The organism is Sphaerisporangium sp. NPDC051017 (assembly GCF_040683095.1).
Classification (GTDB): Bacteria; Actinomycetota; Actinomycetes; order Streptosporangiales; family Streptosporangiaceae; genus Sphaerisporangium.
The window spans coordinates 82,549-97,894 of record NZ_JBFBCI010000022.1; the positions used below are offsets into that span (position 1 = coordinate 82,549).

At 72.7% G+C, this 15,346-nt stretch carries 12 protein-coding genes; 7 read left to right on the plus strand and 5 right to left on the minus strand.

Annotated elements, in window-relative coordinates; genetic code table 11:
* Positions 1-147: 147 nt before the first annotated feature.
* The 3 genes from sepH to AB0M95_RS19480 form a co-directional block, all read right to left on the minus strand.
* Complete coding sequence (gene sepH, locus AB0M95_RS19470) at positions 148-2,859, minus strand: septation protein SepH (RefSeq protein ID WP_363766205.1); 2,712 nt, start codon at positions 2,857-2,859, stop codon at positions 148-150.
* Between the two features lie 322 nt (positions 2,860-3,181).
* A complete protein-coding gene (locus tag AB0M95_RS19475) occupies positions 3,182-4,480 on the minus strand; it encodes a D-arabinono-1,4-lactone oxidase (protein ID WP_363766208.1) in 1,299 nt (432 codons plus the stop codon).
* 95 nt (positions 4,481-4,575) lie between these two features.
* A complete protein-coding gene (locus AB0M95_RS19480) occupies positions 4,576-5,817 on the minus strand; it encodes an MFS transporter (RefSeq protein ID WP_363766211.1) in 1,242 nt (413 codons plus the stop codon).
* Positions 5,818-5,922: 105 nt separating this feature from the next.
* On the opposite strand from AB0M95_RS19480, the gene AB0M95_RS19485 reads away from it, so the two are divergent.
* The gene (locus tag AB0M95_RS19485; RefSeq protein WP_363766214.1) at positions 5,923-7,152 is read left to right on the plus strand and encodes a lytic transglycosylase domain-containing protein; all 1,230 of its coding nucleotides are present in this window, start codon (positions 5,923-5,925) and stop codon (positions 7,150-7,152) included.
* On the opposite strand, the gene AB0M95_RS19490 is transcribed toward AB0M95_RS19485, so the two are convergent.
* Positions 7,143-8,117, minus strand: a complete 975-nt coding sequence (locus tag AB0M95_RS19490; protein WP_363766216.1) for a ferrochelatase — start codon at positions 8,115-8,117, stop codon at positions 7,143-7,145. The genes AB0M95_RS19485 and AB0M95_RS19490 overlap by 10 nt on opposite strands.
* Positions 8,118-8,154: 37 nt before the next feature.
* On the opposite strand from AB0M95_RS19490, the gene AB0M95_RS19495 reads away from it, so the two are divergent.
* On the plus strand, positions 8,155-10,173 hold the full coding sequence (locus AB0M95_RS19495; RefSeq protein WP_363766219.1) for a S9 family peptidase: 2,019 nt from the start codon (positions 8,155-8,157) through the stop codon (positions 10,171-10,173).
* The gene (locus AB0M95_RS19500; RefSeq protein WP_363766222.1) at positions 10,170-10,985 is read left to right on the plus strand and encodes an inositol monophosphatase family protein; all 816 of its coding nucleotides are present in this window, start codon (positions 10,170-10,172) and stop codon (positions 10,983-10,985) included. Before AB0M95_RS19495 ends, AB0M95_RS19500 begins: the two co-directional genes overlap by 4 nt.
* A 72-nt stretch (positions 10,986-11,057) precedes the next feature.
* Here AB0M95_RS19500 and AB0M95_RS19505 read toward each other — a convergent pair whose 3' ends face one another.
* Entirely contained in the window at positions 11,058-11,222 is a 165-nt protein-coding gene (locus AB0M95_RS19505) for a hypothetical protein (protein ID WP_181871217.1), read from the minus strand.
* Positions 11,223-11,553: 331 nt separating this feature from the next.
* On the opposite strand from AB0M95_RS19505, the gene AB0M95_RS19510 reads away from it, so the two are divergent.
* From AB0M95_RS19510 to AB0M95_RS19525, 4 genes are all read left to right on the plus strand, one after another.
* Entirely contained in the window at positions 11,554-12,207 is a 654-nt protein-coding gene (locus AB0M95_RS19510; protein ID WP_358510422.1) for a response regulator transcription factor, read from the plus strand.
* On the plus strand, positions 12,204-13,784 hold the full coding sequence (locus AB0M95_RS19515; protein ID WP_363766225.1) for an ATP-binding protein: 1,581 nt from the start codon (positions 12,204-12,206) through the stop codon (positions 13,782-13,784). The genes AB0M95_RS19510 and AB0M95_RS19515 overlap by 4 nt, the downstream gene beginning before the upstream one ends.
* Before the next feature lie 275 nt (positions 13,785-14,059).
* The gene (locus AB0M95_RS19520) at positions 14,060-14,359 is read left to right on the plus strand and encodes a DUF4193 domain-containing protein (RefSeq protein WP_214415384.1); all 300 of its coding nucleotides are present in this window, start codon (positions 14,060-14,062) and stop codon (positions 14,357-14,359) included.
* Positions 14,360-14,462: 103 nt separating this feature from the next.
* The gene (locus tag AB0M95_RS19525; protein WP_363766293.1) at positions 14,463-15,218 is read left to right on the plus strand and encodes a hypothetical protein; all 756 of its coding nucleotides are present in this window, start codon (positions 14,463-14,465) and stop codon (positions 15,216-15,218) included.
* Positions 15,219-15,346 lie beyond the last annotated feature (128 nt).

Genomic DNA, 15,346 nt, shown 5'->3' on the forward strand with positions numbered 1-15,346 from the left:
CGTGCTGCGCGCACGGGATTGCCCGGACGGCGGGTGGTGGCGGGCCGTTCAGACGGTCGGGGTCGTGGTCGAAGAGGACGGGCTTCGTGCTGGTACGGGTGGGCGGTGGGGGGAGGCCGGGCCGGCCGGGGGAGTGGCCGGCCTTCGTCAGTCCTGGCGGCGGGCGCCGAACATGATCTCGTCCCACGTCGGGACCGACGCGCGGCGACCCCGCCCGCCCTTGCGGGCCGGACGCGGGTTCGGCCTCGGCGCCTGCTGGGGCTCCGGCTTGGTGTCCTTCGTCTCGGCGCCCGGCTGCTCGGACTTGTCCGGTTCGACGGACGCGGCCGGACGGTTCGCCTTGTCCCCGCTGGTTCGGGCGGCGGGCACGGCCACCGCGGCCTCCTCGGCCTCGGACTTCTTCGCCGCCGCCTTCCTGGCCGGGCTCGCGGACGGGGCCGGCCGTGCCACGGGCTTCGCGGCCGACGGGTAGGGCCGGGGGACCGGACGCCGGGGAGTGGGCGGCGTGGGGACGGCCGCGACCTGAGGCTCCGGCTCGCCTGCCGAAGACCCGCCCGCGAGCGCGTCGTCCTCCGCGTCACGCCCTTCGGAGGCGAGGCGGTCGGCGTCGGCCCGCGCCGGAGAGGCGGCGGGCACGTCCACATGGGCCGGAGAGGCCGCCGCGACGTGCTCGCTCGGGGCTGCCAAGACCTGCTCGGCCGGGCTGGAGTCGGCCGCGACGAGGCGTTCCGACTGGTCCGGGGCGGCGGCCGGGCGATCATGCTGCACCGGGGAGGCGGCGGCCGGGAGCTCCGGCTGGTCCGAGGCCGCGGCCGGGGGTTCGGCCCGCTCCGAAGAATCGACCGGGCGTTCCACCTGGTCCGAGACGTAGGCGAGGCGTTCCGCCTGCTCCGAGTCCGCGGCCGGGCGTTCGGCCCGCTCCGAAGAGCCGACCGGGCGTTCCACCTGGTCCGGGGAGCCCACTGGACGCTCCGCCGGGGTCGAGGCGGCCGCCGCGGGCCGCTCGGCCGGGGTCGGGGAAGGCGCTTCGCGGTGGCTCGGCACGTCCTGAGACTCGGCGTGGTCGTCCGCGCGCACCTCCGCTGCCCGCGCGGCGACGTGGTCCGTGACGGAGCGGTCCGCGGGCCGCTCGGGCGACGCGGTCTCTTCGGATGTCGCCGCCGCGTGCCCGGCGTGGGTCCGCGGCGCGGCGCCGGCGGGCGACGGCTCCGCGGCGCGCGCGGCCGGTGCCTCGGCGGCGGCCGGCGTCTCGGACTGGGCCATGGAGGCCCGCACGGCCCGGGCGACCGCCTCGGGCGTCGGAGCCTCGGCACGGCCGGAGTCCGCGGCCGTCGCGTCCACGGGCGAGGCCGTGGACCCCGCCGAAGCGGAACCGGCGGCCTGAGTGGCATGAGCGGCCTGCACCGAAGCAGGACCGGCGGCCTGGGTGGCGTCGGAGGCGTGAACCCGTGCGGAACCGGCGGCCTGGTCAGGCTCGGCGGAGCCGGGAGTCGAGGTGTGCGGGGCGGCAGGGGACGCCGCCTCGGCGGGGCCGCCGGCCTGCGAGCGGAGCTCCAGGACGTCCCGGGTGCCGGTCGCGAGGCGCTCACGCTCGCTTTCCCGTGAGTCCGGCGCGGAGACCTCGCTCCGCCCGTCCCGGGACTCGGCGTGCACCGCGGGCTGTACAGGGCGCAGCGGCGTCGGCTCCCGCAGGAGGCCGGAAGGCTCGGGCCGAGACTCGGCCTCCGCGTCGCGCGGGGCGGAGTGCGCGGCTCGCGGACCGGTGGGCTCGTCGTGGTACGCGGACGCCTCCTGCCGGAACGCGGGCCGGTCCTGGAAGGACGCGCGCTCCTGGAGGTACGACGCCGCCTCGGACGCGCCGGCGCGATCGCGGGAGGAGTCCTCGCGGGACGGTCCCGGCTCGTCGCGGTACCCGGCCGTGGCGTCGCGGTACGCGGACGGCTCCTCACGGGGGCCGGACGGCTGCTCGTGGAGGCGCGCGGAGTCCTGCCTGAGAACGGGCCTCTCGTCGCGGTGGACGCGCGCCTCGTCATCGGGAGCGCTCGTCCCCTCCCGGAACGGGGAGGGCTCGCGGAAGCCCGGCGGCTCCTGGCGGAACGGGGCCCGCTCGTCGTGGTAGGCCCGCGCGTCGTCGCCGGCGGCGCCGGTCTGTTCCCGGAACGGCGAGGGCTCGCGGTAGGCGGGCGCCTCCGCGGGTGCGGACGGCACGGTGGGGACCGGGGTGAGCTTGGGCGTCAGCCGGGGCACGAACGGCGTGACCGTGGCCTCCTCGGCCTGCTCGACGAACTCCGTGGCGGACAGGCGCATGGCCTCGTCGTCGTACGGGGTGACGTGACGGCGGCGGATGTCGAACAGCCACTCGGCGTTCCGGGTGTGACCGTTCCAGACGAACCCGAGCTTGATGCGCCACAGGCCGTCGTCGCGCTTGCAGGAGTCCCAGTCGATCTCGTCGGCGGGGACGCCGCGGCGGCTGAGCCGTTCGGTGACGAGCTCGCCGAGGGTGGGCCCCGGAGTGGACTCGCCGGGCAGGCGCACGGCGACACGCTGCGCCTGCTGCGCGGTGTATTCGCGTTCCTGCAGGACGGGTCCCTCGAACCAGCGGACACGCTCCACCGGGATTCCCGCGGTGGCGGCGATCTCCTCCGCGGTCTCCCCCGCACGGATGCGGGCCTGGATCTCCTTGGGGCGCAACGGACTCTCCACTTCGATCTCGTACTGGCCGAGACGGGAGAAGTTGCCGCGGACCGCCGCTCGGAGCCGTTCGTCGACGGGAAGCGTGAATCGTGTGCCCCGGCCGGCCGTAGCCAGCACGAGGTAGGTGCCGTCCTCGCTTACCGCGACGAGTCGGAGCTCCTGCATGCGAGTCCCTTCATCGTCGTGCTCATCTTCCCCCGGACCCTTGAGTCTCTCGCGTGAGCCCGTTGCCTTCCAGCACCGTACCCGGCATGTCCGAACATCGCCTTGGTCAGAGGCTTGGGTAGTGGTCAGGGGCTGGCAATTATGTCGCTTTCACCCTATCCAGCGGCTGCTCGATATGCAGCAAACGGGTTAGGCGTCCTTCCGGATTCTCGCGAATCGCGGGGGCCGCCGCCCTCCAGTTCACCCAAGAGACACCAGAAATGCCGCGAAGGCATGGAGGGCCCGAAGCGGACGAGCAGAACACCGCCGCGCCCCGAACGGGTCAGCCCAGCACCACGTCCAGGTAGTCGTTGGAGAACAGCCGCGCCGGGTCCAGCGCGTCGCGCAGCGCCACGAAGTCCCCGAAGCGGGGATAGACGGTGGAGAGGTACGCGGCGTCCCGGGTGTGCAGCTTGCCCCAGTGCGGGCGCCCGGACAGCCGGACCATGATCTCCTCCACCGCCGCGAAGTAGCCGGGGTTGGGGGTGGGCCGGTAGACGTGGCAGGCGATGTAGGCGGAGTCGCGGCCGTAGGCGGTGGACAGCCAGGCGTCGCTCGGCGGGGTCACCCGCACCTCGACGGGGAAGGTGATCCGCCAGTCGCTCAGCTCGACCAGGTCGCGCAGCTCCCGCAGCGCCTGGCCCAGGCGCTCGCGGGGGACGGCGTACTCCATCTCCAGGAACCGCACGGTACGCACGCTGGTGAACACCTTGTACGCCGTGTCGGTGCGTTCGGACGTGCCGAGGGCCGCCGCGGAGACGGCGTTCAGCCGGGGGATCGCGCCGGGAAGGCGCGCGCCGGTCGCGCACAGGGCGCCGAAGAGGGTGTTCTCCAGGAAGACGTCGTCCAGCCACCGCCGCAGGGCCCCCGGCGGCGCGGCCGGGCCCGGCGACCGGTTGTTGCGTTTGACGAAGCAGGTGTCGGTGTGCGGCAGCCAGAAGAAGTCCAGGTGCTCGTTGGCGGAGGTCAGCTCGTCGAGGGAGTGGAGGATCTCGCCGAGGGCCATCGGCCGGCGGACGCCGTGCAGCAGGAACGCCGGTTCGACCCGGAAGGTGACGGCGGCGAGGATGCCCAGCGCCCCGAGCCCGACCCTCGCCGCGTCGAACAGGTCGCGCTCCGGGCCCTTCGAGTCCTCCGAGACCGTGGTGATCGAGCCGTCGGCGAGGACGATCTCCAGCTCGGTCACCTGGTCGGCGAGGCCGCCGACGTCCCGTCCGGTCCCGTGTGTGCCGGTCTGGATGGCCCCCGCCGCGGTCTGCTCGGTGATGTCGCCCATGTTGGCGAGGGCGAGCCCGTGCCGGTCGAGCTCCTCGTTCAGCACGCGAAGCGGCGTGCCCGCGGCCACCCGGACGCGGCCGTCGCCCACGGCGAGCACCCCGGTGAGGGCGTCCGGCCGCAGGAGGATGCCGTCGGTGAGGGCCGTGCCGGTGAAGGAGTGCCCGGTGCCGGTCATGCGCACCCGCGTCCCGCGCGCGGCCGCGTCCCGCACGGCCGCGGCGACCTCCTCGGCGGACGCGGGGACGCGGACCTCGGCGGGCGTCGCGGACTGGTTGCCCGCCCAGTTCCGGAAGACGGCTCTCATGCACGAGCACGATAATCATGACGCGGCCGGATGACCAGGTTCATGAGCCAGGCTCATGTGTCGTGGCGGATGGCCTCGCGCCCCGGGCGACCGGATCAGGCGGTGGTCTGGGCCTCGGTGGCGCCGATCTCCGGGGTACGGAGCAGCGTGTTGCCGCCGATGCCGATCGCGACGGCCAGCAGCGCGCAGCCGTAGGAGAACGCGTAGGCGTTGGACGGGCCGAAGACGTCGGTCAGGCGGCCCGCGGCCCAGGCGCCGACCGCCACGCCGGAGCCGACGGCCGTGGAGATCCACGACATGCCCTCGGTGAGCAGGTGGGCGGGGACGAGCCGTTCGACCAGCGCGTAACCGGTGATGATGGTCGGCGAGATCGCGAACCCGGCGAAGAAGAGGACGACGGCCATGATCCGCATGTCGCCGACGAGCAGGATGGGGGTCAGCCCGACCGCGAACACGGCCAGGCCCCGGACGAACCGCTGCCGCAGCGTGATCTTCCAGTCGCGGAAGCCGAACCACAGGCCCGACACCATGCTGCCGCTCGCGAACACCCCGAGCAGCAGCCCGGACGCCGCCTTGGTGCCGTGCTCCTCGGCGAACGCCACCGTGATCAGGTCGATCGAGCCGAAGACCGACCCCATGGCGAGGAACACGCACGACAGCAGCGCGACTCCCGGGATCGTGATCGGGCTGCCCGACCGCTCCTCGGCAGGGCGCACCGGAGGCTCGGTGCCGCGCTGGAGCGCGAAGGCGATGGTGCCGGTGACCGTGCAGACGAGCGCGAGGACGAGCCCGGCGTACAGGTTGACCAGGGTGGTCAGGCCGGTCACGAGCGCGGGGCCGGCGACGAAGACGACCTCGTCGGCCACGGACTCGAACGAGAACGCCGTGTGGAGCCGCGCCGAGCGGCCGAGCAGGTGGGACCAGCGGGCCCGCACCATCGAGCCCAGCGAGGTCGCCGCGCCGCCGACGACGACGCCGGAGGCGAAGAGCGTCCACAGGGGAGCGCCGTACTCGGCGAGGAGCATCATCGCCACCAGCGCGGCGCCGTGCAGAAGCACGAACGGGACGAGTACTCTGGCCTGGCCGAACCTGTCCACGAGCCGCCCCGACAGCGGGGCGGCGACCGCGTAGGAGATGGAGACGGTCGCCGAGATCGCGCCGGCGGTCGCGTAGGAGCCGGTGAGCGCCGAGATGAGCAGCACGATGCCGATTCCGAGCATCGACATCGGCATCCGCCCGATGAATCCGGTGATGACGAACCCTTTGGCCCCGGGCGTGCTGAACAGCCCTCGATACGGCCCGACCACGATCTCGCCCCTTTCGCGCGCCCCGGGCACGCGTCGATCCATCCGACGTAAACACTCGCGCACGGCCCCGCGAGGCGGCAAGTGAATTTCGGGCAACGTACACGAATCAGGATTCGCCAGGTTAACGTGGGTCAAGTGTCGCATCGTCCTCGGCTCACGCCCGCGGGTGCCGTCGTGGTGGGGCTCTCCGTTCTGATCGTCACCGGCGTGACGGCCGGTGGAGCGTTCCTGGCCACCCGTGACGACCCCTCCGCCGACCGGCCCCGTGCCCCGCGTACGTCCCTGGCCGACGTCCGGGATCTGACCGCACCCATCGCCCCGCCCAAGGCGCGGGCCGAGCCCACGTCGTTCACGAGCCCCGCCGCCTCGCCCGCGGGCGCCTCGGCGCCCCTGACCCCGCCCCGGCTGATCGCCATCGCGCGCGGCGCGGTGAGCCCGGAGTCGCTGGCCCGGATCGCCGCGTCGAAGGACGTCAGGAAGGTCACGCTCGCCGACGCCGGGGCGATCCGCTTCTCCACCGCGACCCTGAACCTCCTCGCCGTGGACCCGGCCGAGTACCGCACCTGGGCGCCCAAGGCGGTCGCCGAGGAGCCGGAGGTGTGGAACGCGCTCGCGCGGGGGGAGTTCGTCGCCGAGTCCAAGACGGCCGCGCAGTACCTGCTGAGGCTCGGCGGCGAGTACGAGGCCGGAGGCGGGTCGCGACTGCGGGTCGCCGCGTCGGCGCCGTTCGGCCTGCCCGGCGTCGACGGCCTGGTCGCCAAGGAGACAGGCCGCGTCCTCGGGCTGCGGCCGGGCGTCGCCGTGCTGGTGAACACCTCCGCGGGCAAGGAGGCCGCCGTCGGCGCGCGGGTCAAGAAGCTGCTCGGCCCGGACGCGCAGATCGTGCCGATCGGCCGCGCGGCACGCCCCACCCCGAGCCCGGCCGCACCCACGTCCCGGCCGCTCGTCGCGGAGGCCAAGCCCGGCTCCTACCTCGTCGGGCGGCCCGGGAGCTACCTGGACCTGTACAAGCTCGCCGCCGCGCAGGTCTGCCCCGGCCTGTCCTGGACCGTCCTCGCCGCGATCGGCCAGGTCGAGAGCGGGCACGGCCGCAACAACGGCCCGTCCTCGGCCGGGGCCCTCGGGCCCATGCAGTTCATGCCCGCCACATGGAAGGCGTACGGGGTGGACGGCGACGGGGACGGCAAGTCCGACATCTGGAGCCCCTACGACGCGGTGCCGTCGGCGGCGCGCTACCTGTGCGCCAACGGCGCGGGCCTCGGCGGCGCCAAGCTGCGCTCGGCCGTGTACCGCTACAACCACTCATGGGACTACGTGGACAAGGTGCTGCGCATCGCGGACGCCTACGCCCACGCCTACTCCTGAGCGGGCCTCCCGGCCGGTCGGCGCGGCGCCGGGCAGCACGTGGCGGCGCAGGGGAGCGGCTCCGGCTCCTCCAGCAGCTCGGCCACCATCGACACGAACCGCGGGTGGGTGCCCGCCGTCGCCGCCCGCGTCATGGGCAGGGCCAGCTCGCGCGCCTTGGCGACGGCCTCGGTGTCGAGGTCGTAGACGACCTCCATGTGGTCGGACACGAAGCCGATCGGCACCAGGACCACGGCCTCGGTTCCGGACGCGGCGAGCGTCTCCAGGTGGTCGCAGACGTCCGGCTCCAGCCACGGCACGTGGGGCGGCCCGCTGCGGCTCTGCCACACAAGATCCCACGGCCGGTCGCCGGCGACCAGGGACGCGGCGGCGCGGAGCTGCGCTTCGTAGGCCCCGCCGGACGGACCCGACGACTCGGCCATCGACACCGGGATGCTGTGGGCGGTGAACACCAGGCGGGCGTGGTCGCGGTGCTCGGCGGGGAGCCGGTCGAGCGCGTCGCGGGTGTGGTCGGACATCGCCGCGATGAAACCGGGGTGGTCGTAGTAGTGACGCAGCTTGACGATCTCGGGGGCGCCCGGCACCTCGGCGCGCGCCCGCGCGATGTCGTCCAGGTACTGGCGGCAGCTCGAGTAGGAGCTGTAGGCGGCGGTGACGAACGCCGCCGCGCGCCGGACGCCGTCGGCGGCCATCTTGCGCAGGGTGTCCGCCAGGAAGGGGTGCCAGTTGCGGTTGCCCCAGTAGATCGGCAGGTCGACCAGCGGCCGCACGGCCTCGATGAGGTCGCGGCACTGCTGGTTGATCGGGCTGACCCCGCCGAAGCCCTGGTAGTGGGCCTCGACCTCCACGAGCCGCTCCCGCGGCACCCCCCGGCCGCGCACGACGTTCTCGAGGAACGGCATGACGTCCTCGGGCTTCTCGGGCCCGCCGAAGGAGACGACCAGCAGCGCGTCGTAACGTCCCATGAGTCCATCCAACCGCATCCGGGGGCGTGCGGAAGCTATGGGACGGGCGGCCCCTGGGGGTAGGTTCGGAGAAGTGAGCCACTTCAAGGACATCCGCGAATATGTCAGCGTGCCGCGCGTCTTGTCGCTGCGGCTTTCTCCTGACGGAACCCGCCTGATCTCAGTCGTCCAGTCGCTCGCCCCCGACGGCAAGTCATTCGGCACCTCTCTGTGGGCCGTGCCGACCGAGCCCGGCGCCGAGGCGTACCGGCTCACGCGCTCGGCCAAGGGGGAGACCGGCGCGGAGTTCGCCCCGGACGGCGACGTGCTGTTCGTTTCCCGGCGGCCCGATCCCACGGCCAAGGACCAGCCCGAGGACGAGACGCCCGCGCTGTGGGCGCTGCCCGCGCGGGGAGGCGAGGCCCGCAGGGTCGCCGAGCGGCCCGGCGGCATCGGAGGGCTCCAGGTCGGCGGCGACACGGTCGTGTTCGCCGCCGACGTGCTGGACGGGGACGCCGAGACCGACGCCGAGCGCCGCAAGGCCAGGAAGGACTCCGGCATCAGCGCGATCCTCCACGAGGGCTATCCGATCCGGTTCTGGGACCACGACCTCGGCCCCGGCCGCACGCGCCTGTTCGCCGCGCGCCTGCCCGGCCTCGCCGAGCCGCGCGACCTGACCCCGGACGCCGCCGGCGCCCTGCTGGAGGCGTCGTTCACGGTCACCCCCGACGGCGCCGAGGTCGTCACCACCTGGGAGGTCGAGCTGCCCGCGGGCCGGTCCCGCGCCGAGCTGGTGGCGATCGGCACGGCGACGGGCGAGCGCCGCGTCCTGGCGTCCGCCGAGGACCACGACTTCCGCGGCCCCCTCGCCGTCTCGCCCGACGGGCGGCACGTGGCGTTCCTCAAGGAGAGCCACAGCACCGAGGAGCGGGCCCCGGAGTTCACGCTGCTGATCGCCGCCGTCGCCACCGGAGAGGTGGTCGCGAGCGTCGCCGGCCTGATCCCCTCGGCGGTCGTCTGGGCCGCCGACTCCGGCTCGGTCTATGTCGCCGCCGACCGCTTCGGCCGCCGTCCGATCTTCCAGGTGTCCCTCGACGGCGGGGACCCGGTGCGGGTCACGCCCGGCGACGACTCCTACCTGCAGCTCTGCCCCTCGCCGGACGGCCGCTACCTGTACGCGCTGCGCAGCTCCATGGGCGCCGCCCCCGCGCCCGTGCGCATCGCCCTGGACGGCGGGGAGGTCACCGAGCTGCCCTCGCCGGCCCCGGCGCTGGAGATCCCCGGGACGCTCACCGAGGTCACCGCGGTCGCCGACGACGGCGTCGAGGTCAGGGGCTGGCTCGTGCTTCCGGCGGGCGCCTCGGCGGGTAACCCCGCGCCGCTGCTGCTGTGGGTCCACGGCGGCCCGCTGGCGAGCTGGAACGACTGGATGTGGCGCTGGAACCCGTGGATCATGGCCGAGCACGGCTACGCGGTGCTGATGCCCGACCCGTGCATGTCCACCGGTTACGGGCAGGAGATGATCCAGCGGGGCTGGGGCGACTGGGGCCCGCGCACGCACGCCGACCTCATGGCGATCACCGACGTCTGCGTCGCCCGCCCCGACATCGACGCCGGGCGCACGGCCGTCATGGGCGGGTCCTTCGGCGGGTACATGGCCAACTGGATCGCCGGGCACACCGACAGGTTCCGGGCCGTCGTCACCCACGCCTCCCTGTGGAACCTCGACCAGTTCGCCGGCACCACCGACTCCTCGATGTACTGGCAGCGCGAGTTCGGCGAGCCCGGCTCCGACCGGTACCGGGCGCTGTCGCCGCACCACTCGCTGTCGGAGATCAGGACGCCGATGCTGGTGATCCACGGCGACAGGGACTACCGCGTCCCGATCGGCGAGGCGCTGCGCCTGTGGTGGGACCTGCGCAGGTCGTCGGTGGAGTCCAAGTTCCTGTACTTCCCCGACGAGAACCACTGGATCCTCAAGCCGGGCAACGCCATCGCCTGGTACGAGACGGTCCTGGCGTTCCTGGCGCAGCACGTGCTCGGCGAGGAGTGGAAGCGCCCGGAGTCGGTCGCGTGACGGACTTCCTGAACCTCGCGGTCGCCATCGCCCGCGAGGCCGGAGAGATGCTGACCGCCAAGCGCCCGGCGCGGCCCGAGGCGGTCGGCACCAAGTCCAGCGCCACCGACGTGGTCACGGCCCTGGACCGCGCGTCCGAGGAGCTGATCAGGGCGCGCATCAAGGAAGCCAGGCCCGGCGACGCCGTGCTCGGCGAGGAGGGCGGCGAGACCGGCGGCACCGCCTCCGGCGAGGGGCGCGTGCGCTGGGTGGTCGACCCGATCGACGGCACGGTCAACTTCATGTACGGCCTGCCCGACTGGTCCGTGAGCATCGCGGTCGAGGTGGACGGCGAGATCGTGGCGGGCGTGGTGAACGTCGTGCCGCGCGGCGAGCTGTTCGCGGCGGCCAAGGGAGGCGGTGCCGAGCTGCTGCGCGAGGGCCTGCCCGCGGAGCGGCTGCGCTGCAACACCGGCGTCCCGCTGTCCGGGGCGCTGATCGCGACCGGCTTCGGCTACCGCCCCGAGCGGCGGGCCGTGCAGGCCGAGGTGCTCGCGCACGTGATCCCGAGGGTGCGCGACATCCGGCGGAGCGGGTCGTGCGCCGCCGACCTGTGCTCGGTCGCGGCCGGGCGGGTGGACGGCTACTACGAGCGAGGCCCCGAGTACTGGGACTTCGCGGCGGGCGGCCTGATCGCCGCCGAGGCGGGCGCCCGCGTCGGCGGCCTGCGCGGCCGCCCGTGCAACCCCGAGATGACCGTCTGCGCCGCCCCCGGCCTGTTCGAGGAGCTGCACGACCTGCTGGAGCCCCTGGACCCGGAACGGGACGGTTAGCCGGCCGCGGCACGACGAAGGGCCCGCCCATGGATCGGGCGGGCCCTTCTGTGTCCGTCGGGCGGAGGACCCTCAGGGCTTGATCGCGACGCCGTTGTCGACGGCGATCCGCCGCAGGTCCTCTATCTCAGCGGTGAGAGTGTCGGCGAGGAAGTCGTCGCCGCTCGTGCGTGCTTCCTGGAGACCCTTGTAGGCCTGGTCGAGCCGGTGTTCGATCGTGGTGGTGAACTCGCCCATCTCACCTTCTTTCTCGAGGGGGCGAAGGAGTATTCGACCCTCCGGGTGCCTGGGGAGAGCGTTGATCTTCCCCGGCCTTGCCGTTGGGTCTGAGGGTCTACCCACCCACCTGTTGGGCTTAAACCAGGAATGTCGGATGTCCGCGATGTGCTTTATGTCACCGGGTCCGCCGCACGGTCGGCGCGTGCTTACCATGCGCTTAAGCCGATTGTGGCGACAATGAACCTTGCGGGCTCCGGGCCCGGCGGCCCGATGGCCCCGGGAGACGCGGACGGAGCCGTGAAGCGGGAGCCGGCCGGTCGGGCCGGGACTACAGGAGGTGCCAGGAGCCGTGCGGGTGCTTGTGGTTGAGGACGAGCGGGTGCTCGCGGACGCGATCGCGACCGGGCTGCGCCGCGAGGCGATGGCCGTGGACGTGGCCTACGACGGCGCGGGGGCGCTGGAGCGTACGTCGTACATCGACTACGACGTGGTCGTGCTGGACCGCGACCTGCCGAAGGTCCACGGGGACGAGGTCTGCCGCAGGCTGGTCGCCGAGCGCACCGCGACCCGCATCCTCATGCTGACGGCCTCCGGAGAGGTCGACGACAAGGTCGAGGGCCTGGAGCTCGGCGCCGACGACTACCTCGCCAAGCCGTTCGCGTTCATGGAGCTCGTCGCGCGCGTGCGGGCGCTCGGCCGCCGGTCGGCCCCGGCCCTGCCCCCGGTGCTGGAGCGGGCCGGCGTCCGGCTCGACCCGGGCAAGCGGCTGGTCACCCGGGACGGCGCCGAGATCGCGCTCACCAAGAAGGAGTTCGCGGTCCTCGAGGAGCTGATGCGGGCCGAGGGCGCCGTCGTCAGCCAGGAGGACCTGCTGGACAAGGCGTGGGACGAGAACATCGACCCGTTCACCAACGTCGTCCGGGTCACGATGATGACCCTGCGCAAGAAGCTGGGCGAGCCGGCGGTGATCGAGACGGTCCCGGGAGTGGGTTACAAGCTGTGACCGAGGAACGCGAGCGGAGCGCGACCCCGGGCGCGGGGCGGCCGACCTTCTCCTCGCCCCAGCCGTTGATCGTCCCGCCGGGCGCCGACGGCGCGCCCGCCTCCGAGGACGGCGCGCTCGGGCAGGGCCAGGGGTACAACGCGGCGCACGCCCCCGTCTCGCCGCCTCTCGCCCCTCCCGCCACCGGCCGCGCGGAGGACGCCGCGCGGCCCGGCGCTTCCGCGTCGCCGGGCTACGCGGCCCCGTCCGTGTCCGACGCGTCCCCAGGGACGCGGCCCGGCGGGTGGAGGAGCGAGCAGCCGACCGTCCAGAGCGGCCGGCCTCCCCTCCGGCCCAAGTCCGCGCCGCCCCCGCCGAGCGGCCCGCCCGCCTGGGACGGCCCCCCGCCGATCGGCCCGAGGCCGGTCGCCCACGACTGGCTGGGCCGGATTCGGCTGCTTTCTGGGCGTATAAGCATCCGGGTGCGGCTCACGCTCACCTATGGCGCTCTGTTCTTCGCGGCGGGCGCGTTGCTGCTCTTCGTGATGTACGTCTTCGTCGGCGAGTCGATCCGCACCTCGTTCCCCGCGTTCCCCATCCAGCTGCCCGAAGAGGCGCCGGCGGGCCTGGTCGCCAACATCCAGGACACCTGGGAATCGATGCGCTCCGAGATGATCGTCACCGCGCAGCACCAGATTCTGCTCCGGTCCCTGCTCGCGCTTGCCGGGGTCGGCATCCTGGCGCTGATCTTCGGGTACTACGTCGCCGACCGGGCGCTGCGGCCGATCCAGAAGATCACCTCCACCGCGCGCAAGCTGTCGGACACCTCCCTGGCCCACGAGCGCATCGACCTCGACGGGCCGGACGACGAGCTCAAGGAGCTCGCCGACACCTTCGACGCCATGCTCACCCGGCTCGGCCGGGCGTTCGACGCCCAGCGCAGGTTCGTCGACAACGCCTCCCACGAGCTGCGCACGCCGCTGGCGATCAACCGGACCGTGCTGGAGGTCGCGCTCGGCGACCCCCACGCCTCCGAGGACCTCAGGGTGCTGGGCCGCACCCTGCTCGGCACCAACGCCAGGAACGAGGACCTCATCGAGGGCCTGCTCCTGCTCGCTCGTAGCGAACGCGAGCTGGCCGTCCGCAAGCCGGTCGATCTTCGCGACGTCGGCCAGACCGTCGTCGAGCAGCACGCGGCCATGGCCGAGGAGGCCGATGTCACGGTGCACACGGACCTGCGCATGGCCCCTACGATGGGGGATCCCGTGCTGGTGGAACGCCTGGTCGCCAACCTGGTCGAGAACGCGATCAAGTACAACGTCCCCTCGTCGGGACAGGTCTGGCTCCGCACGGGAATGGTGGACGGTGGCCCGGTTGTTCAGGTGGCCAACACCGGGCAGCATGTGCCCGCGTACGAGGTGGACGACCTGTTCGAGCCGTTCCGGCGGCTCAACTCCGACCGCGTGGAGTCGGCACGCGGCACGGGGCTCGGGCTGTCCATCGTGCGTGCGGTGGTCCGCGCCCACCGGGGGATCGTCAAGGCGGTCCCACGGGAAGGCGGGGGTCTCGTGATGACGGTGCGACTTCCGGCGGGCTGATACGGCGGGGGTCGTCTCGTTCGCGCCAGACATGTGGTTGGATGTGCCGTCGAACACGATGGGTCCTGTGGCCAATGCTTAGGTTTTCGCCATATTTGGCTAACTCGATGGCGAAGGCGGCAAGGCCCTCACGTGTGAGGAGGTTCGTCTGCCGTGCCTACGGGGTACCGATTGCAAAATTCCCCGGCAGACACGGGCACAAGATGGACCGCCCAGGCGTTACAGACGCGCGACGCCTGACGCGCACTCAATAGATGAGGGGGATGAATACGCAAATGGCCACCGATTACGACAGCCCACGCAAGACCGATGATGACCTGAGTGAGGACAGCCTTCAGGAGCTGCAGGCTCGGCGGACGGACAAGTCCTCGGGCAGCATCGACATCGACGAGACCGACCTCGCCGAGTCGCTTGAGCTTCCCGGCGCAGACCTGTCGAACGAGGAGCTCTCGCTCCGGGTGATCCCGCGCCAGGCGGACGAGTTCACGTGCTCGCGGTGCTTCCTCGTGCATCACCGCAGTCAGCTTGCCTCCGACAAGAATGGGCAGCAGATCTGCAGAGAATGCGCCGCCTGAGACTCAGGGAGGGTCCGTGACCTCTGGAGCGGATCGATCATCGCAGGACCAGCCCGGGCTGCCCGCCGTGCCCGGGCCGGACAACCAGAAGAACCCTGAAAGCCTGGGAGACCAGGGAAACGAGGCCAATGTCGAGGTCGCCGAGCTGGTGGGGAAGCTCTCCGGCGAGGAGGCCATGGACAGGGCCGAGCGGCGCCGGCTGCTCGGCCGCCTCAGCATGTCGCTGGTCACGGCGGCGAGGAAGGCCCGGGTGTCGGGCGCGGGCGGGGGCCGCTGGCTGGCCGACGTCTTCGCGTCCATAGTGCCCCGTCTTCCCATCCGTGACCTCGCGACACTCCAGGAACATCACTACGGCCTCAGCGGCGAGGCCCTCGCCGACGATCTCGTCCGCACCGCCGCCAAGGCGACGACGGCCGTCGGTGCCGTCGGCGGGGCTCTCGCCGCCGCCGAGTTCGCCGCGCCCCCGCTCCTGCTGTCGGCGCCCGCCCAGCTCGTGGCCGAAACCCTCGTGGTCGCCGCGATCGAGGTCAAGCTCATCGCCGAGCTGCACGAGGTGTACGGCATCCAGGTGCCCGGCATGGGCGGCCAGCGCGCGATGGCCTTCACGGTGGCCTGGTCCAGGCAGCGCGGGGTCGACCCGCTGTCGCCCGCGTCGGTGACGCTGGCCCTCGGGACCGCCGCCAAGGCGGGGTTACGCAAACGCCTCATGCGCACGTTGGGCCGTCATCTGACCACACTCGGCCCCTTCCTGACCGGCGCCGTCGCCGGTGGTGCCCTGAACCGGATGGCGACCAAGCGGCTCGCCCAGACCGTACGCGCCGACCTACGCCGCCAGCGGGCCCTGCCGCCCGCCGACTGATTCCCCTTTCCCCGCCCTGCCTCACGCGCCCCCGGACCTCCCTCCTTTACCGTCTGTAGGGGCATTTCGTCATGTCTAAATGCGCTTATCGGCTTTTGTGAGGGTATGTGCGCACTCCTGCATCGGAG